The sequence below is a fragment of the Paenibacillus sp. GCM10028914 genome, from assembly GCF_042666275.1.
Lineage (GTDB): Bacteria > Bacillota > Bacilli > Paenibacillales > Paenibacillaceae > Paenibacillus_AQ.
On sequence record NZ_JBHTFO010000004.1, the window covers coordinates 229,421 to 247,814 of the forward strand.

Sequence of the window (18,394 nt, forward strand, 5' to 3'; positions counted from 1 at the left end):
GAGGTTGACTTGGATCATAAATTGATACCAGTGCTTCAACCAAGCATTGGCCAAGAGGAAATTGACGCAGTAACGGAAGTTCTACGTTCCGGATGGCTTGGACTCGGGCCTAAAACCGAACAATTTGAACAAGAGTTTGCCAAGTTTGTCGGTAGCCGATTCGCGGTTGCTCTTAACTCTGGTACAGCTGCACTCCATCTGGCTATGGAAATTTTGGGAGTAGGGCCTGGTGACGAAGTCATCGTACCTTCGATCACCTTCATTTCCACGGTTCATGCTGTTAGTTATGTTGGTGCAACTCCGGTTTTTGCTGAAATCGATAAACATACCTTAAATATATCTCCAGCTGACATCGAGCGAAAAATCACGGATAAGACGAAGGCTATTATTGTTGTTCATATGGGTGGACATCCTTGCGACATGGACTCCATTCATGAGTTAGCGCACTCTAAGGGAATCAAGGTGGTGGAAGATGCTGCGCATGCTTGTGGTGCAGAATATAAAGGAAAACGAGTTGGATCGGTCAGCGATATTACTTGTTTCAGCTTCCATGCTGTCAAGAATTTGACTACAGGTGAGGGAGGGGCAATCACTTGCAATTCGGAGTGGATGAACCGGAAACTTCGGGAGCTTAGGTGGGTCGGAATTTCTCGTGATACTTGGATACGCTCATCCAATGAGAAGGTATACGCCTGGCAGTATTTTGTTGACAAGGTAGGGTACAAATATCATATGAACGATATGCAGGCAGCTATTGGGCTAGTTCAGATGGGCAAGCTAGACCAGTTGAACGGAAGACGCAGGGAAATTGCAGAACGTTACCGCACGGAGCTTAAAGATTTAGAGTGGATCGAACTCCCTGAGGAACAACCAGGCACACGAAGTGCATGGCATTTGTTCCAAATTAAATTTCAGGAAGAAACTTTAAGAGATCGTATGATTAGCCATCTGCAGGAACACAACATTGCTACTGGTGTTCACTATTACCCGTGTCATCTTCACCCCATCTACCTTCATTTAAAATCTGTCGTTCCACTATCCTCAGAAATCTGGAAACGAATTCTCACCCTTCCTATTCATCCAAATGTTACAGAAGAAGATCAAAGTCGAATCATTAACCGAATTAGGGCGTTTAACCCATGAAGAAATTGATGATATTGGGTGCGGGGATCTCCCAGCTTCCCTTAATATTAACTGCGAAACGAATGGGGTTGTACGTGATCGTTCTAAGCAGGCATGGGAACTATCCTGGGTTTTCCTTAGCAGATAAGATTTATTATGAAGATACAACAAATACAGACAAAGTAGCCGAAATAGCACGGAATGAAGGAATCGATGGAATATGTACGACAGGTACAGATGTAGCAGTGAAGTCGATTGGTAAAGTGGTCGAGGAAATCGGAGTCAGCGGATTGAGTTTTGAGTCTGCGCAGTTATCGTCAAATAAATGGAAAATGAAGCAAGCCTTTATGGAGCATGGCGTAAGGACCGCAAAATTTGTAAGGGTAAAAAATATAGAGGAAGCCTATGCTGCATTTGACGTTTTATCAACGCCTCTTATGTTTAAGGCTGTGGATAGCGGGGCAAGCAAAGGGATCGTGAAAGTAACACATTCTGAGCAAGTAGATTATGCTTACGATAAAGTTCGAAAGGATACGAAGCTTGACTTTTTTATCATAGAAGAATTTATTGAAGGTACTGAATTTGGAGCACAGGCTTTTGTGTATGATAATGAGATCCAGTTTATTATGCCGCACGGCGATCTGATGTTTTATGGGGATACGGGCGTGCCTATCGGACATTATGTACCTTATGAGCTATCTAATTCTGTGGAACAAGATCTTTGCGATCAGTTACAACAAAGTATACTTGCCCTGAAACTAAATAATTGTGCGATTAATGCGGATTTTATTTTGAAAGAAGGAAAGGTGTTTGTACTTGAAATAGGGGGCAGAGCTGGGGCAACATGTCTGCCGGAGCTTGTGTCGACTTTTTATGGATTCGATTATTACGAACAGATGATTAGGGCTGCTCTCCGTATGAGCCCTATTTTTCCTCTAGAGGCTTTTCAGCCTTGTGCTTGCGAGCTCTTGATTTCAGGTAGTGAGGGTGAAATTACAGGACTTGTGAATGGGAACGCCAGTCATAAAGATATTATTCAGATATCTTTTGATTACAATATAGGTGACAAAATAAACAAATTCCGTGTGGGTACGGATCGGATCGGGCAAATTATCGTCAAAGGCGGCTGTTTGGAAGATGTAATGAACCGATTAAATGAAGTAAAAGGGAATATACAGGTACAATTAAAGTGATGTTTAGGTGAATGGAATCTGATAAGCAAGGGGCGGGCGTTCACCATAAGATTTGTGGGGAAGGGCGTCTTTTGCCCTTTCCTTTTATCATAAAATGATATTCTACATAAGACTGAACGATACCAAAACCTCTCAGCATACACCCTAATGCCTGGGGTCATCCTATACGGTGTCAGTACACACCTATTATAGAGATGGAGGATGAATCATGATCAAATCCAAAGCCCTCAGCTTAACTCTGTCGGCAGCAATGATCGTAAGTGTGGCTGGGCTAGCGGGTTGTGGCTATAACTCAGACGCTAATACAACCCGAACACACAACATCAGCACGAAGAATACCGGCCGTAATGGTGTAAACATGCTGAATAATAATAACTACAATAACGGCACGCAGCAGCACGATTTAACTAACTTAAAGTACAGCAAAACATTATCAGAAAAAATCTCGAAAGTAAAAGGCGTACGTGGCGCGCATGTATTTGTAACCAAAAATAACGCATATGTGTCTTTATCTCTTGATAGTCAAAGTAAAAATCATGTCACGAATCCAAATACTACAGGCAATATGAGAAGTATGGGTACAGACAGAATGGATGGAGGAATGACCGGAACTATTCGTGGGAATGGCGGAGTTAACGGCAACAATGGTACTGGCATGTTACGCGGTATGAGTAATCCGCGAGGAACACTTGACAACAACACGGGTCTTGGAATGAGTGCAGGAACAGGGGGATACGGTGTTCGTGGTGGCTACACGGGCAATACAACCAGCGGAACCAGCTTTATGGGGATGGACGGTAATCGTACTATGAACCGTACAGACGGAAGATACGGTATCATGAGCAATACAACTGGAAATTTAACTGGAACTGGAACTACAGCTTATGAAAACAGCGTTCCAAAGCATATTCGTGATGAGATTAGCAACAAGATCCATAAAACTGTTCCAACCGTCAAAGAAGTGTATTGTTCCAGTGAGACTGGTTTTTATGAACAAGCTTCACGTCATACCGGTTCAAACATCGATGGAAACGGGCGTAGCTATACAGATGGCGATGGCAACGTAATCACCAACACAGTGGGTACCATGGCTAATGACCTCGGTGGATGGATTAACCGTCTCTTCCCTTTGAATATGGGACGTGATGGTGTAAGAACTAACAATCTCAATAATGATGGATGGTTGAACAATAACGGTCAAAAAGATGGACTTTTTGACATGAACCGTAATCGTTAATATTCCCATATTTTAATACAATAAAGCTCTTGCCTAATTGGCAAGAGCTTTACTAATACATATTGCGATTGCTTTAGTGCTTACGACTACCTTGTACCCATACACCGTTAATATCAAGATCAGTGTTTAGTAGAAGAACGTCAGCTTGATAACCAGCTTTCAAAGAACCGGTGCGATGATCGATACCGATTCGTTTCGCAGGGTTACGGCTTGCGATTTGAGACGCTCTTTCAATATCCAAACCAATTTCATTAATTAAGAATTGGAAGCCTCTAATCATGGTCAGGGTACTGCCTGCAAGGCTGTCACGATTGCTTTTCAGTGTTGCGATACCATTTTCAACAACAACTGGAAGATCACCAAGTGTATACTCTCCATCCTTCATCCCAGTTGCAGACATTGCATCTGTGATAAGGATCAAGTTATAATCCTGCTTCATTCGAGCCAAAATACGTACACCGGCAGGATGAACATGAATACCATCAGCGATAATTTCAGCACTGAGGCGGTCATCACTGAGCATGGCACCAACCGTACCAGGTTTTCGGTGATGCAAACCGGTCATGGCGTTAAAGGTATGAACACCGTGACATAGACCTGCTTCGATCGCCTTTAAGACTTCATCGTATGTAGCATCCGTATGTCCGAGTGCTGCTACGATATCGTGGTTCCTAAGCCATGTGATGGCCTCCAGAGCCCCTTCGCGTTCAGGTGCTAGTGTGCATTGTTTAACAAGTCCTGGATAAGCAGCTTCCCACTCTTCCAGCCATTCAACATTGGCATGAACGATATGCTCCGGATTTTGTGCGCCAGGCCATTTTGGACTAATAAATGGACCTTCTAGATGAACACCTTCCAAGCGAGTATAGGGCATTTCTTGCTGGCGATAATCGTTCACTTCTTTGAGGACAGTATCGATTGCTGCCTTCGGTGCCGTCATCGTTGTAGCCAGCATTGCTGTTGTACCCTGCGAGCAATGGTAGGATGTGATTGTATCCAGCACATCTTTGTTTGAATCCATAAAGTCTTCACCATTGCCGCCGTGAACATGAATATCTATAAAACCTGGAATAATATAACCATTAGGTTCGCGGATGATGTCTGCATTCGTCTGATTCAGATCGGAAGGAAGAGCTGAAGCCTCACCTGCAAAGACGATATGCTCGCCTTCCATAGCCAAAACACCATTCTCTTGTATGCCTTCTGGTGTCAGAACTTTTCCGTACAACAGTGTCAATTGCTTCTCTGTAGATCTGCTCATTTGAAATACTTCCCTGCGCCTTGATCCAGCAACACAATAACGTTTGGATGACATTGTAGTAAGGATGCTGGACATTCTGTAGTAATAGGTCCTGTCAATGCACGGTGTGCAATTTCAGCCTTGTCTTCGCCGCGAATGAGTAGCATGATCTGGCGAGCCTTCATAATCGAGCCTACACCCATTGTAACAGCATGTGTAGGAACGTCGTCGATGGATGGGAAGAAGCGGGCATTAGCCTCACGTGTCTTATCTTGCAATGGAGCAACATGCGTGCCACTGATAAGGCTCTCTCCAGGCTCGTTGAAACCGATATGTCCGTTATGGCCGATACCTAGCAATTGAAGATCGATTGGACCGTTCTGTTCCATCATCAGGTCATATGAACGGCATTCTTCTTCCAAATCTGCAGCATTGCCGTTTGGTACATGAGTTTTATCCTTGTTGATATCAACATGGTTGAACAACTTCTCATTCATGAATGTACGATAGCTTTCTGCATGATTTTCTGGAAGTCCTACATACTCATCCAGATTATAGGTGGTTACACCAGCAAAGCTAACGAGTCCTTGTTGGTGCATTTCAATCAGTTTGGCATATAGTCCGACAGGGGTACTTCCAGTAGCTAGACCTAATTTTGCGTAAGGATTTACATTGAGCAGGCTTGAGATTTGATTGGCTGCAGTTAGTACGAAGCCCTCTTCATTTTCAAAAGTATAAATGTTCATTGATTATTGACCTCCTCGGCTTTTACGGTAATTTTGCACATTCAGATAGGATTGCTCCAGACGTGGAACATACGTGGAAAAGTCCCGGCTGGCCATACCCATGAATAAGATATCAATGATATGAAGCTGGGCGATACGTGAGGCCATATCCCCACGCCGCATACCTTCTTCGAGGGAAGAAGAGTACAGCGCAATATTAGATAAGGATGCCAGAGCGCTGCTTCGATAAGAAGTAATGCTGATTGTAAATGCGCCTGCGTTCTTGGCACAGGATAAAGCATCAATCGTTTCTGGCGTTTCACCAGAGTAAGATATCGCGATAGCGGCATCATTTGATGTCAGGGTGGAAGCTGAGGTGATCTGCATATGTGAATCACCGAATGCGGTACAGTTCTTACCGATTCGAATCAGCTTCTGGTAAAAGTCTTGAGCCACGATAGACGATGTGGCAATGCCATACAGGTCAATCCTTTTAGCTCGGCACAATACATCGACAGCACGTTCAAGCTGACCTAGATCCAGCAGGGATGTTGTATCCCGAATGGAAGTTAAATGATTCGCTTCAATCGCGTGTACAATGTCTGCCAGAGGATTTCCGGCAACGATATCCTGGTACCTTGTGTTTCCAGATCGCGATGTCATTTCGGCATGAGCCATTTCAGCAGCCAATTTGACCTTGAAATCTGGATACCCTTTACAATCGAAATGTTTGCAAAATCGTGTTACGGTTGCGGCACTCACATCGCATTGGTCTGCTAGTTCTTTGATGCCCATATGAACGATTTCTGAAGGGCTGTCCAGAATAAACTCGGCTAGCCGCCGCTCCTGCCGGGGCAGGCGATCCTTCTCCACGGCGATAATATGCAAGATAGGTGCCATCACAGACCTCCTTTAAATAGTGGAATCGAACAACTAAACATGGAAGAACCTGTATTGAAAATTATTTTGTTATTATTCCACTAAAAAAGAAAATTATTTTTATATCCTCATCATAGTGGAAGGTATTAGAGGAATCAAGGATAAAAACCACTTATCCATTATTTTGCCCAATCTTTCAGACACTCCGCACCTAAACCCCTTTCCTGACATACTATGAGTTGACTGTATCCCTTAACCTTGTTAGACCACACATACCCGGGCAAGGAGGGGTGACACCATTGAAGGGGAATGACCATAACAGCAAGTTTTTGCTAACCCACCGTGAGCGCGAAGTGTTTGAATTGCTGGTTCAGGATAAAACCACTCGCGATATCGCCGGGCAGTTGTTCATTAGCGAAAAAACGGTTCGAAACCACATCTCCAACGTCATGCAAAAGTTGAACGTCAAGGGCCGTTCGCAAGCCGTTGTAGAATTGATCAAATTGGGAGAACTACAGATCTGACCGTCCTTACAATTGAATACTGCACGACGAAAGCCTTCTTCCACCGCGGGTGCGGGGACAGAAGGCTTTTTTGTGCGTGGGATAGTCGTTCATACCAATTATGGCAGAAAGCTATGCTTGCCAGAAGTATTGATCCATCCGAATTAAACGAAATCATTCCTGAATCAGTCTTCGCTTGAATAATAACAAGATTACTTTCAAACCCAGTATTAACCACTTTGATTGTTAAATTCTATCAAATATAATAACAATACTTTCTCTATCAAGGACAATAGAATCAAAGAAGAATTAGATACCTTTTGTGAGTTGTGAGAAGTTGTTTTAAGGAGGCTATATTATGAATAAAACATTGCTTGTAATCTTGTTAATATTGTGCGTTCTAACGCTGATTTATTTATTTGGGATTAGTTCGTAGCAAGGTATATCAAGTATTTGACGGGGTCTAATGAATTTATCTGGGACGAGAAAAATTTCGATGTTCCGGTAAAATTATCTCTCGATGAGGAAGTATCATCACCACCTAGTTTTTCTACATTTGCAGCATCATCTGCTATGGTTACAAAAACAAGAAAAATCGCTGTGTTTGGTATTGACACAACAACTCTAACCGTTGAACTTTATTACACTCATAATGGTACTAAAGCTACCTCAGCAAATGATGTAGTTATAGGTCACAAAAATTACAACCCTGCTTTGTGGATTACTCCACAGTCTTCTGAAAAATACCTTGATGGAACAGGATATGCCGTTGGTAGAGCTACATGGACTGTTGGTGCCACTGGAACTGTTGGTGCATTATCAAGTACATATCATATAGGGGTGAAAAATAGTAATGGAAAGCATGGTTATTGGAAATATAGCTGGAATCATCACAATGGTGGTTCAAATAATTGGACTAAAATTTAACTTTATACATATTGAAAAGATTTCTTTTATTGAGTGAAAATTGAATACTGCACGACGAAAGCCTTCTTCCACCGCGGACGCGGGGACAGAAGGCTTTTTTGTGTGTGGTATTTAATATGGGGTTAAGGAGGGAATGTAGATCGGCGCGGATATAATATATTTTTATCCTTATCGTCGCAGTCGTTTGCCCCATAATGTAGTCAAAAGGCGTATAATCATTGCTCGGTAGGATTCGTCCACGTATCATTTAAAAGAAAGACAAAGGTAGTCCCAGATCAATTGACCTTTTGGGACTACCCTGTTGAGTGAAGGTACTTATTTAATGATCAAAATCGAGAAGCTGTTCTTGCAAGCTTTCCAATCGGATCAATACTGATTTTGGATATCCATGAATTTTCGACTTTTCGCAGCACATCAAGCACGAACAATGGATTTTTCCTTTGGCGTATACACCATCGTATTTAACAACCCATCCCCATTGTTTGGCAAGGCGTTTCTTACGCTGAATGACCCGCTTCCTCTGATGTCTGACATACGCTTGATTACGGTTTTTCTGATAAGGCTTCATTTACTCATCACGCTCCCTTGGGCAAAAGGCTCAGCCCGCAGGAGAAACCAAGGGTATCATAAACTCTCTTCTACGGGCAGAGCATGATGGTAAACGGAATTATAATATGAAGCATGAATAATCACCTGCTTGGGATTCATTTAAGTATATAATATCATGGTTGAGAAGAGTTTTCAGGATTTAGGGAGCAAACGAATGATTCATAAAGATATATCGAAGGACAAAGAAAGAAACGATAAACAGCACTGCTGTCCCCAAGAGAATTGAAATGATGATTTTATCCAAACGTGTAAATTTGCTCATAATATCACCTCGATCCAATTTCCTGAATTATACAATATCAATTGGTGCATAACAAATTTCCTAAAGATATTTCAATTAAAATGAAGGGATGGGATCAGACTTGCGGATATCGATAATTTTATTATTCTTATGGTTTTCTAAAAAGAAGCAGAAGAGCAATGTGATCTCATTACATAAGAGGAGAGGGACAGAGAAAGGCGCAGGCCAGGTATGCAGCAGGTGCAAAAAGAGGCATCCTCTTACGTTCTATGCTAATGATGCAGGAATGGTCAGAGGATTATGTAAAGAATGCGCTGAGGAGATTGAAAAGCACGAAGAACTTTATCCTGTATAGAAAAAGCAACCAGATATCCCTAAACGGATAACCTGGTTGCTTTTTTTGATAAACCCAGACTGTTATACCCAGCCCAAAGCCCGAACGACCTGAGCCACTATGAAGGTTACACCAATGGCAATAGCAGTCGGAATGGCAAAGGATAGAAAGGTCCATTTCTTGCTCTTGGTTTCCTTGTAGATATTAACAAGCGTTGTTCCACATGGATAGTGCAGAAGCGAGAACAGCATCATGTTCAGTGCCGTCAGCCACGTCCAGCCTTGATCCAGAAAAATTTGTTTCAGAGCAAACATATCCTCGACCTCAGTTAAAGATCCTGTTGCCAGATAACCCATAAGCAGAATCGGAAGTACAATCTCGTTGGCAGGAAGACCGATAATGAAAGCCATCAGGATGAATCCATCGAGTCCGAGAGCCTGTGCAAATGGATCAAGGAAACCGACAAAATGCAGCAAGATACTAGTGTCCCCAATATAGATATTTGCCAAGATCCAGGTTAATACGCCTGCTGGCGCAGCTACGATGACAGCTCTGCGAAGAACATACACTGTTTTGTCCAGTGTCGATCGCAGAATCGTGTTCAAAATTTTAGGTTTGCGGTAAGGCGGAAGCTCCAATGTGTAATGCGAAGGCACACCCTTTAATGCTGTCTTGGATAGCACCCATGAAACGCTTAGTGTTACAACAACACCGATCAGAACCATACCGATAACTACGGAAGCAGTAACGAGTGTCTGCGCACCGCCAGTGAAACCTGCGGCCATGAACAGGGAGGCTAGCAGAATCAGTGTCGGCCAGCGTCCGTTGCAAGGTACGAAGTTGTTCGTCAGGATTGCTAGCATCCGTTCTCTTGGGGATTCAATAATTCTTGTAGACATGATGGCTGCTGCGTTACAGCCAAAACCCATTGCCATGGTCAAGGACTGTTTCCCGTGAGCACCGGTTTTCTTAAATAGACGATCTAAGTTAAACGCAACCCTCGGCAAATACCCGTAGTTTTCAAGGAGGGCAAACGCGGGAAAGAAGATCGCCATGGGGGGCAGCATGACACTTATCACCCAGGCTGTGCCTCTGAACAGCCCCAGAATAAGTACACCATGGAGCCAAGCAGGGGCATTTATAGCTTCAAATCCAAGTGTTAAGTACCCTTCTATCCATCCAAAAAAGCTGGCAAGCATGGAGGAAGGTACGTTAGCACCTGCGATAGTCAGGTAGAACAAGATACCGAGGAGCCCAAGCATAATAGGGAATCCCCATATTTTCGAGGTGAAAATGTTGTCCAGACGCTCTGAACGATACAGGCGGTCTTTGTCAGTTACGGTAACAGCTTCATTACAGAGTTCTCTGGATTTTTTGAATAGATCTCCAACGATCCTCTCCCGAACGCCATCAATTTGATCATCCGGTATGGTGGCTGTTAGAGCTTCTAAACGCTTTAGCTGTGGGTTCAATGCCTACACCTCCTTTTGCTCGAGAGGAGATTTTGTCTTGAAGCGTAGCAATCAGTTTCTTATCACCGTCTAGGAATCGGATCGCAAGCCAGCGGGCAGGATATTCGTCACCTACAATACTTACGATTTCTGATTCGAGATTAGCAATATTCTCTTCCAGTTGCTCGTTATATTTCATACGATATGGAGTCGTTGTGATTTCACCCAAGCACATGCGCAGCAATTGATCCGAGAGAACATCCAAACCCTCGTTATTTCTGGCAGAGATAGGAATGACAGGAACACCGAGCTTTTTCGAGAGCTTGCCGGTATGGATCTTAATTCCTTTTTTCTTCGCTTCATCCATCAGATTCAAACAAACGATGACCCGATCTGTCATCTCTAACACTTGCAGAGCAAGATTAAGGCTTCTTTCCAGTGCTGTAGAGTCCAGAACAAGCAGTGTCACATCTGGCTTTTCAAACACGATGAAATCACGTGCAACCTCCTCATCTGCGGAGTTGGAGAATAAGGAGTACGTTCCAGGCAGGTCTACGAATTTAAAACTAGCATCCTTATATTCATAAAATCCGCTTGCGAGACTTACCGTTTTACCGGACCAGTTGCCCGTATGTTGCTTAAGTCCTGTCAATGCGTTGAAAAGCGTGCTTTTTCCAGTGTTCGGATTTCCCGCGAGAGCGATTGTAAATGACCTCATGATGATATCACCTCTCCGTATATTAACTGGCTTTCTTCTTTCCTTAGTGCAATTACTGTACCTGCGACTCTATATGAGATGGGATCACCGAGCGGGCTCGCCTTGAGCACTTCAACTACAGAATCCTGAACGAAGCCAAGATCCAGTAAACGACGTTTCAATTCACCCTGGATCGCCACTTTTTTCACCAGGAAGTGCTCTCCAAGAGCAGCCTGATGTAAATTTTGAACAATCTTTGTCTCGCCCATAAAGTTTAACCTCTTCCTAATAAATTGGTCCGAGCTCATAATGTTTCCCTAAAGCAACTTTATGGTTATAATATGCTCCTTATGAAATTATGTCAACCACTGAGCTAACTTTTTCACTAAAATTAATCTATTTAGCAGGTGGCAGGTTGACATTTCGATCTTCCGGTTGTAACGTATTGAAAAATGAATTTCGTGATCAACAAAGATCAAGGATATAAGTTCGCAGATACGTCATAACAGAGAGGAAGTCCCTTGGCTGGAAGGCTTCTATGTACGACTGCGTTCTTCCTACCTTGTAGTTGCTCCGCTACTAATGTAGCGGGGCCGGTACGGCCCGTTACCGCCTCTTTGAGAATCTTTCCTGCACACAAGGCAGTGAAAGATTGAAACAGGGTGGTACCACGAGCACATTCGTCCCTTATGACGAATGTGCTTTTTTTATTTTCTCGCACAAGTACAAGGAGGATGAAAAGAATGAGACAAAGTCATTTATTTATGTCAACACTGCGTGAAGTTCCATCTGAAGCTGAGGTGCTTAGTCATCAACAACTGCTACGAGGAGGTTATATCCGTCAGACGGCTTCAGGTATATATACCTTTTTGCCGCTTGGCTGGAAGGTTCTTCGTAAAATCGAAGGCATCATTCGTGATGAAATGAATGCAGCCGGTGCACAGGAGCTTCACATGCCGGCGATTCAGCCAGCTGAGCTATGGAAGGAATCCGGTAGATATGAAGTATACGGACCTGAACTTATTCGTCTTCATGATCGGCATGATCGGGAATTTGTTCTCGGACCTACACACGAAGAAGTGATTACTTCAATTGTGCGGCAAGAGATTTCATCATACCGTAAATTGCCTGTTAATCTATATCAGATTCAGACGAAGTATCGAGATGAAAGACGTCCACGATTTGGACTTCTTCGTGGACGTGAGTTTTTAATGAAGGATGCCTATTCCTTTGACGCCGATTGGGAAGGGTTGGATGTGTCCTACCGCAAAATGTACAGTGCATATGAATCCATCTTTAAACGGTTCGGTTTAAGATTCCGGGCGGTTGAAGCAGACGCAGGTGCGATCGGTGGGCAAGGAGAGACACATGAATTTATGGCCTTGGCTGATATCGGAGAAGACACTATTGTATCGTGCAGTTCATGTCAGTATGCAGCAAATCTGGAGCAGGCGCAGGCGGTGTCGATTAATGGGGATAACTCGGATGTGGGCATACCTGCTGGTGCAGAATTGTCAGAGATTGAAAAAATCGATACGCCTAATGTGAAGAGTATTCCGGAACTGGAAGAGTTTTTGCAAGTTGATGCTACTAAACTGATTAAAACGCTTTTGTACAAGGTAGATGATAAGCTGATTGCTGTATTGGTACGCGGAGATCGCGATGTAAATGAAATTAAAGTGAAGTCTTATATGCAAGCAGAGACTGCTGTATTGGCAGACGCCGGGGAGGTGCAGCTTTCAACTGGAGCTCCGGTCGGCTTTGCCGGGCCGGTTGGACTCTCACTGCAGCTGCTGGTGGATAATGAAGTAGCCTTCATGACCGAGGGGATAACGGGCGGAAATGAAGCAGATACCCATCTTTTGCATGTGCGTCCTGGTATCGACTTTTCGCTACAGTTCACTGGGGATTTTCGTAATGCTGTTGAAGGGGATTGCTGTCCTCGCTGTGGTGAGCCACTGCTATTTCATCGCGGTATCGAACTCGGACATGTATTTAAGCTTGGAACCAAGTATAGCGATACTCTCGGAGCAACGTATGTGGATGCTGATGGGAGAGAGAAACCGGTTATTATGGGCTGTTACGGCATCGGAGTATCCCGCGTTATGGCGGCGATCGCAGAGCAGAGCATTTCTGGCGAACGGTTAGTTTGGCCAATGTCTGTTGCTCCTTTTCAGGTGCATATCATTCCCGTTTCCGTAAAGGACGACGTTCAAATGGGGTTAGCTGAAGAATTGTACCGTAAGCTAACAAGTATGCGTTTAGAGGTACTGATGGATGATCGGGATGAACGAGCAGGGGTGAAGTTTAAAGATGCTGATCTTGTAGGCGCACCACTACGGATTATCGTTGGGAGAGGAGCATCTGTTGGTGAGGTGGAGTTCATGGGTCCAGACAGCCTTAAACTGACCTTAACCGCAGCAGAGGCAATGGATCGCATTTCGGCTGCTGCAAGTCAGGTAATGTAAGCATAACTGTAAAACGGTACAAGCATCGGTTTTTAGGCGTAAGCCTTACCGGTGCTTTTTTTACATAGTAATTAATTCTGAAAGCAAAACTATTCACGACTTTCGCGTTTGAGATCGTCTTGCCCTGGTTAATTCGGTGGAACAAGGTTATATGTTATCCGTTTGAAATATGTAGGATTTGATCGTTGTATATCGGATCGTGGAGCAGTCTGGTAAGGTTATCCTCGATAGGTAGAAACTAATGTCGTTTGCCTTGCGAAATGCAATAAAGTCGTTACAATTAGCTGTAATCGATAATTTCAAACATATACCAATTGAGAATAAATTGGACAGGCAGGAGGATCAGACAGATGACGGAATGGTATGAGAAAAGTTTCGGAGAGGATTATTTGCTCGTTTATAAACATAGGGATGTTCAGGGAGCTGTCCATGAAGTACAAAAGATGGCATCATGGCTTCATCTGCCCAGAAATGCAAAAGTTCTTGATCTGTGCTGTGGTATGGGCCGACATTCTCTCGCTTTGTCTGAAGAGGGTTACCATGTAACCGGGGTTGATTTGTCAGATGTGCTGCTTGATGAGGCTAAAGAATTAGATCAGGATAAGGCGGTTTCTTGGATTCTATCCGATATGCGCCGCTTGCCAGTGAAAGACCGCGAGTATGATGCTGTACTGAATCTGTTTACTTCGTTTGGTTATTTCACGAAGGATGAGGAACATATCAAAGTGCTGCAGGAGATTTATCGAGTGTTGAAGCCGAATGGACGATTTATTATAGATTTTCTGAATCCTGACTATGTACAGCAGAACCTGGTACCGGAATCTTCCCGGGAATCCGAAGGACAGCGAATCAAAGAAAGACGAGAGATCGAGAATGGCTATGTTAAAAAAGAAATAACGATCACCAGTTTATATGGGGGAGAGACGCGACATTATCATGAACGTGTGAAGCTCTATACCCTAGATGCATTTAAGTTGATGGTAGAAGAAGCTGGCCTCTGTATTGATCAAGTTCACGGAAGCTATGATGAGGATCGATATGAACCGGAAGTATCACCGCGGATGATATTTGTCGGTCGGCGTCCTAGGGAGCATTAATGATGGGACAGGAGACGATCGGGCATATGCCGGCAATTTCACACTTAAATGAGGATCAGCTTATACAAGTCAAAATTACACTTGATTCACCGCTTCGGTGGGTAAATAGCTATATATTGCAAGATGAACAGGGGATTACCCTGATCGACCCAGGACCTCGAACGATGTCCTCTGAGCAGGAATGGGCACAAGCTCTAGCAGCACTTCAGTTGAACGTGGAGGATATAACTTCCGTAGTTTTAACGCATCACCACCCTGACCATTATGGAATAGCAGGATGGTTTCAGGAGCAGAGCGGGGCAAAAGTATGGATGTCGGAGCGTGCTCATCAGGAAGCCCAGTTGATGTGGGGAGAGAAACCCCACGATGCTGGGATGAATAAACAACTGCCTGCATTTTTTGCTGCTCATGGAATGCCGGAGTTCTGGCTCAGTCAGATTCCGGAGCATCTGGACAGCTTCATACAACAAGTTTCTCCCCAGCCTAAAGTTACGTACATAAATGAAGAAACGCATATCAGCATGGGCGGACGACTCTGGGTTCCAGTTCAGACCGCTGGCCATGCTCCGGGGCATATATCCTTTTATCATCCGGATAGCGGTGTAATCCTATGCGGCGATGCCGTTCTGCCACAGATTTCGCCTAATATTAGTCTCGTTCCCGACAGCGACGCCGAGCCGCTGCACCTGTTCCTTGAGGGGCTTCGCCGCCTCCAAGAACTAAATGTCCGGACTGCGTATCCCGGACACCGACACCCGTTCACGCATTTCCGTGAACGGATTGAAGCGCTCCTCCTCCATCATGAGGAGCGCTTAACGAATATCGCCGGCATGCTGTCCGCAGCCGGTTGCCTTACCGGCTTCGAGGTCTGCGTAGCCCTCTTCGGCGACAAACTCGGCATTCACCAAATGCGCTTCGCCATGTGCGAAGCGCTGGCTCATCTCGCCGAGCTAGTCCGTCAGAACCGCGCAGAGCTAAGCGAGACGGAAGCGGGAATGTTTTGCTTTAAACCCGCGTAGATATAACTTCTGACATTCTGTTGTTCACAGAAGCTTCTTTTTAGAAATGAATGAAAACTCTTCTACTCACATATTCTTGTTCCACAAGCCTCGTCTTGAAATGGCCGGGCTTGTGAAGCAGGAACACCCACTCATCATCGTTATACGCCCTTCCTCACCATGATATATACTTCCTCTTTTTTCCATTTAGGATTACTAAGTAAGTTTCATGTTTAATTTAAACGTAAGACCATCATTTGTATGTTTATGGAAATCCATCCGTGTTCTATCAGCAGATTAACCTTGTTCTATTTATCCTGCTCTCAGGTTTATCCACAAATATCCTTAATAGGAGTAAAGGAGATTACGCCATGAAGAGAAAAGAAGTGGTGGCCATGCTGCTTGCTGGAGGTCAAGGAAAACGCCTTAAGGAACTAACGAAGACACTCGCGAAGCCTGCGGTTTATTTTGGAGGTACATACCGAATCATTGATTTTCCGCTTAGCAACTGCTCAAATTCAGGAATTGATACAGTTGGCGTGTTAACTCAATATGAGCCGCTCGTGCTTCATTCATATATAGGTGTTGGGAGTGACTGGGATATGGACCGGCGAAGTGGAGGCGTATATGTGCTGCCGCCATATGAGCGCGAAGATGGAACGAGCTGGTATCGAGGAACAGCAGATGCTATTTATCGAAATCTAATGTTTATAGAACAGTATGATCCGGAACATGTGCTGATATTGTCAGGTGATCATATTTATAAAATGGATTACGATCAGATGCTAAGTTACCACAAGGATAAAAATGCGGATTGTACGATTTCGGTTATCAATGTGACCCGGGAGGAGGCAACGCGTTTCGGAATTCTCAACACAGATGATGATCTGCGTATCTATGAATTTGAGGAGAAGCCTGCAGAGCCGAAGAGTACCTTAGCTTCCATGGGGGTATACCTGTTCAAATGGGATACGCTTAAAAAATACTTGCTTCAAAATGTCGAGAATCCAGATTCAAGCCACGACTTCGGTAAAGATATCATTCCTCTTATGCTGGGTGAGGAAAAGACATTGTACGCTTATCCTTTTCAAGGTTATTGGAAGGATGTCGGTACGATTAACAGTCTATGGGAAGCGAATATGGACCTTTTAGCGGAGCATCCAAAACTGGATTTGAATGATCCATCCTGGCGGATTTATACCCGAAATCCCAATCAACCTGCTGAATACATAGCACCTGGTGCGAAGGTGCAAAATTGCATGATCAATGAGGGCTGCTCCGTTTATGGTGAGGTTAATCATTCGGTTCTTTTTTACGGTGTGGAAGTAGGAGAGGGCAGTGTGGTGAAAGATTCTGTTATTATGCCGCAAGTAAAGATCGGTCGTAATGTACGCATTCACCGTGCCATTATTACCGAGAATATGGTCATTGAAGACGGTGCGGTCATTGGCGAAGAAGAGGTAGATGACAGCGAAATATTATTGATCACAAACGGCTTTGATACTGCACCAAAATACAATATATCAGCTCCAACCCCTATTACCTAATAAAAGAGGACGGTGTGTCATGCAGCAACTTATGGGAGTTATAAATTTAGATCATGAGCTTGATGTATTGAATGAACTGACATATTTTAGGTGCGGAGCGGCGGTTCCTTTTGCCGGAAGGTATCGACTTATTGACTTTGTGATGTCTAATATGATGCACGCCGGGGTGCTGGATATTGCTCTATTCGTTCGGCGTAAATATCGATCATTGATGGATCACCTCGGTGAGGGACGACCATGGGACTTGGATCGTAAAAGAGGAGGGTTGTTCATCCTACCTCCGGACTGGAACGATCCGTCGGATGTTTCGACTGGAGAACTTCAGCATATTCATAATAATCTGGATTTTTTTGAGCGAGGATCGGCTAAATACATCGTATATTCCGGGAGTCAACATCTAAGCAGCGTTGATTTTGGAAAGGCGTATGAATACCACTTAGAACAGGGTGCCGATGTTACCCTCATTTATACGAAGGTGGATCAGCTTCAGCCAGAACATCACCCATGCACTCGGCTCGATGTGGATGACAGTGGACGTGTGACCGATATCCATCATGATCGAGGGCATACTAACATTTATATGGAAATGTTCATTATGGAGAAAGCGCGTTTTCTCCAGATGGTTAACCAGTGCATTGCGCATGGAGAGAGTCATTTTTTTCGAGATGCGATTCAGAAAAACCGAGGAAACCTTACAATCGCAGGTTATGAGTACAGGGGATATCATTCAGTAATCAATTCACTTGAGAGCTACTATCGAAACAGTCTGGATTTGCTTAATCCGGAAAAATACAATTCTTTATTTAAAGAACAGCAGGTGCACACAAAGATTAAATATGAGGTTCCAGCGAAGTACCTTGAATCAGCAGATGTGAACAATTCGTTAGTAGCGAATGGATGTCAGATTGGCGGTTCTGTGGAGAACAGCATATTGTTCCGTGGAGTGCAGGTGAAAGAAGGCGCAAGGATTCATAATTCGATTATTATGCAAAAATGCGTTATTGAAGAAGATGTTGTGTTAGAGAATGTAATTCTGGACAAAGACGTCATCATATCTAAAGGCCGCAAGCTTCAGGGTGATGTGAGAAAGCCTTTTGTAGTTGCTAAAGATACGGCGATCTAAAAC

The 18,394-nt window shown here is 43.9% G+C and carries 17 protein-coding genes; 10 read left to right on the forward strand and 7 right to left on the reverse strand.

Going from position 1 to position 18,394, the window contains the following annotated elements:
* Window positions 1–9 precede the first annotated feature (9 nt).
* The 3 genes from ACFQV5_RS03710 to ACFQV5_RS03720 all read left to right on the forward strand — a co-directional run bounded on the left by ACFQV5_RS03710 (window position 10) and on the right by ACFQV5_RS03720 (window position 3,552).
* A complete protein-coding gene (locus tag ACFQV5_RS03710) occupies window positions 10–1,143 on the forward strand; it encodes a DegT/DnrJ/EryC1/StrS family aminotransferase (RefSeq protein WP_379243785.1) in 1,134 nt (377 codons plus the stop codon).
* Window positions 1,140–2,315 (forward strand): ATP-grasp domain-containing protein, encoded by a 1,176-nt coding sequence (locus tag ACFQV5_RS03715; protein WP_379243787.1) that lies wholly within the window; start codon window positions 1,140–1,142, stop codon window positions 2,313–2,315. The genes ACFQV5_RS03710 and ACFQV5_RS03715 overlap by 4 nt, the downstream gene beginning before the upstream one ends.
* A 262-nt stretch (window positions 2,316–2,577) precedes the next feature.
* Window positions 2,578–3,552, forward strand: coding sequence for a sporulation protein (locus ACFQV5_RS03720; RefSeq protein ID WP_379243789.1), 975 nt, complete (start codon window positions 2,578–2,580; stop codon window positions 3,550–3,552).
* A gap of 73 nt (window positions 3,553–3,625) precedes the next feature.
* On the opposite strand, the gene nagA is transcribed toward ACFQV5_RS03720, so the two are convergent.
* The 3 genes from nagA to ACFQV5_RS03735 are packed head-to-tail and all read right to left on the reverse strand — an operon-like array spanning window position 3,626 to window position 6,417.
* Window positions 3,626–4,813, reverse strand: coding sequence for an N-acetylglucosamine-6-phosphate deacetylase (gene nagA / locus ACFQV5_RS03725; protein WP_379243791.1), 1,188 nt, complete (start codon window positions 4,811–4,813; stop codon window positions 3,626–3,628).
* Entirely contained in the window at window positions 4,810–5,538 is a 729-nt protein-coding gene (gene nagB / locus ACFQV5_RS03730) for a glucosamine-6-phosphate deaminase (RefSeq protein WP_379243793.1), read from the reverse strand. The genes nagA and nagB overlap by 4 nt, the downstream gene beginning before the upstream one ends.
* Window positions 5,539–5,541: 3 nt before the next feature.
* Window positions 5,542–6,417, reverse strand: a complete 876-nt coding sequence (locus tag ACFQV5_RS03735; protein ID WP_379243795.1) for a MurR/RpiR family transcriptional regulator — start codon at window positions 6,415–6,417, stop codon at window positions 5,542–5,544.
* Window positions 6,418–6,695: 278 nt separating this feature from the next.
* Between ACFQV5_RS03735 and ACFQV5_RS03740 the strand changes: the two genes are divergently transcribed.
* Both ACFQV5_RS03740 and ACFQV5_RS03745 read left to right on the forward strand, forming a co-directional pair.
* Window positions 6,696–6,920: a helix-turn-helix domain-containing protein gene (locus tag ACFQV5_RS03740; RefSeq protein WP_379243797.1), complete on the forward strand. Its 225-nt coding sequence runs from the start codon at window positions 6,696–6,698 to the stop codon at window positions 6,918–6,920.
* A 432-nt stretch (window positions 6,921–7,352) separates the two neighbouring features.
* Window positions 7,353–7,826 (forward strand): hypothetical protein, encoded by a 474-nt coding sequence (locus tag ACFQV5_RS03745; RefSeq protein WP_379243799.1) that lies wholly within the window; start codon window positions 7,353–7,355, stop codon window positions 7,824–7,826.
* A 319-nt stretch (window positions 7,827–8,145) separates the two neighbouring features.
* Here the strand turns inward: ACFQV5_RS03745 and ACFQV5_RS03750 are convergent, their stop codons facing one another.
* The 4 genes from ACFQV5_RS03750 to ACFQV5_RS03765 form a co-directional block, all read right to left on the reverse strand.
* The gene (locus tag ACFQV5_RS03750; protein ID WP_379243801.1) at window positions 8,146–8,394 is read right to left on the reverse strand and encodes a hypothetical protein; all 249 of its coding nucleotides are present in this window, start codon (window positions 8,392–8,394) and stop codon (window positions 8,146–8,148) included.
* Between the two features lie 699 nt (window positions 8,395–9,093).
* The gene (locus ACFQV5_RS03755) at window positions 9,094–10,440 is read right to left on the reverse strand and encodes a nucleoside recognition domain-containing protein (protein ID WP_379243960.1); all 1,347 of its coding nucleotides are present in this window, start codon (window positions 10,438–10,440) and stop codon (window positions 9,094–9,096) included.
* Window positions 10,430–11,179, reverse strand: coding sequence for a FeoB small GTPase domain-containing protein (locus ACFQV5_RS03760; RefSeq protein ID WP_379243803.1), 750 nt, complete (start codon window positions 11,177–11,179; stop codon window positions 10,430–10,432). The genes ACFQV5_RS03755 and ACFQV5_RS03760 overlap by 11 nt, the downstream gene beginning before the upstream one ends.
* Window positions 11,176–11,427 (reverse strand): FeoA family protein, encoded by a 252-nt coding sequence (locus ACFQV5_RS03765; protein WP_379243805.1) that lies wholly within the window; start codon window positions 11,425–11,427, stop codon window positions 11,176–11,178. Before ACFQV5_RS03765 ends, ACFQV5_RS03760 begins: the two co-directional genes overlap by 4 nt.
* A gap of 474 nt (window positions 11,428–11,901) precedes the next feature.
* Here ACFQV5_RS03765 and ACFQV5_RS03770 point away from each other — a divergent pair, with 474 nt between their 5' ends.
* The 5 genes from ACFQV5_RS03770 (at window position 11,902) to glgD (ending at window position 18,391) form a co-directional block, all read left to right on the forward strand.
* On the forward strand, window positions 11,902–13,626 hold the full coding sequence (locus ACFQV5_RS03770) for a proline--tRNA ligase (protein ID WP_379243807.1): 1,725 nt from the start codon (window positions 11,902–11,904) through the stop codon (window positions 13,624–13,626).
* Between the two features lie 350 nt (window positions 13,627–13,976).
* Entirely contained in the window at window positions 13,977–14,723 is a 747-nt protein-coding gene (locus ACFQV5_RS03775) for a class I SAM-dependent methyltransferase (RefSeq protein WP_379243810.1), read from the forward strand.
* A 2-nt stretch (window positions 14,724–14,725) separates the two neighbouring features.
* The gene (locus ACFQV5_RS03780) at window positions 14,726–15,742 is read left to right on the forward strand and encodes an MBL fold metallo-hydrolase (RefSeq protein ID WP_379243962.1); all 1,017 of its coding nucleotides are present in this window, start codon (window positions 14,726–14,728) and stop codon (window positions 15,740–15,742) included.
* Window positions 15,743–16,092: 350 nt separating this feature from the next.
* Entirely contained in the window at window positions 16,093–17,268 is a 1,176-nt protein-coding gene (locus tag ACFQV5_RS03785) for a glucose-1-phosphate adenylyltransferase (protein ID WP_379243812.1), read from the forward strand.
* A gap of 19 nt (window positions 17,269–17,287) precedes the next feature.
* Window positions 17,288–18,391, forward strand: a complete 1,104-nt coding sequence (gene glgD, locus ACFQV5_RS03790) for a glucose-1-phosphate adenylyltransferase subunit GlgD (protein WP_379243814.1) — start codon at window positions 17,288–17,290, stop codon at window positions 18,389–18,391.
* Window positions 18,392–18,394 lie beyond the last annotated feature (3 nt).

Coding starts and splice junctions, on each gene's coding strand:
- ACFQV5_RS03715 (WP_379243787.1), top strand. CDS start 1,140: ATGAAGAAATTGATGATATTGGGTGCGGGGATCTCCCAGCTTCCCTTA.
- nagA (WP_379243791.1), bottom strand. CDS start 4,813: ATGAGCAGATCTACAGAGAAGCAATTGACACTGTTGTACGGAAAAGTT.
- nagB (WP_379243793.1), bottom strand. CDS start 5,538: ATGAACATTTATACTTTTGAAAATGAAGAGGGCTTCGTACTAACTGCA.
- ACFQV5_RS03735 (WP_379243795.1), bottom strand. CDS start 6,417: ATGGCACCTATCTTGCATATTATCGCCGTGGAGAAGGATCGCCTGCCC.
- ACFQV5_RS03750 (WP_379243801.1), bottom strand. CDS start 8,394: ATGAAGCCTTATCAGAAAAACCGTAATCAAGCGTATGTCAGACATCAG.
- ACFQV5_RS03760 (WP_379243803.1), bottom strand. CDS start 11,179: ATGAGGTCATTTACAATCGCTCTCGCGGGAAATCCGAACACTGGAAAA.
- ACFQV5_RS03765 (WP_379243805.1), bottom strand. CDS start 11,427: ATGGGCGAGACAAAGATTGTTCAAAATTTACATCAGGCTGCTCTTGGA.
- ACFQV5_RS03770 (WP_379243807.1), top strand. CDS start 11,902: ATGAGACAAAGTCATTTATTTATGTCAACACTGCGTGAAGTTCCATCT.
- ACFQV5_RS03775 (WP_379243810.1), top strand. CDS start 13,977: ATGACGGAATGGTATGAGAAAAGTTTCGGAGAGGATTATTTGCTCGTT.
- ACFQV5_RS03780 (WP_379243962.1), top strand. CDS start 14,726: ATGGGACAGGAGACGATCGGGCATATGCCGGCAATTTCACACTTAAAT.
- ACFQV5_RS03785 (WP_379243812.1), top strand. CDS start 16,093: ATGAAGAGAAAAGAAGTGGTGGCCATGCTGCTTGCTGGAGGTCAAGGA.
- glgD (WP_379243814.1), top strand. CDS start 17,288: ATGCAGCAACTTATGGGAGTTATAAATTTAGATCATGAGCTTGATGTA.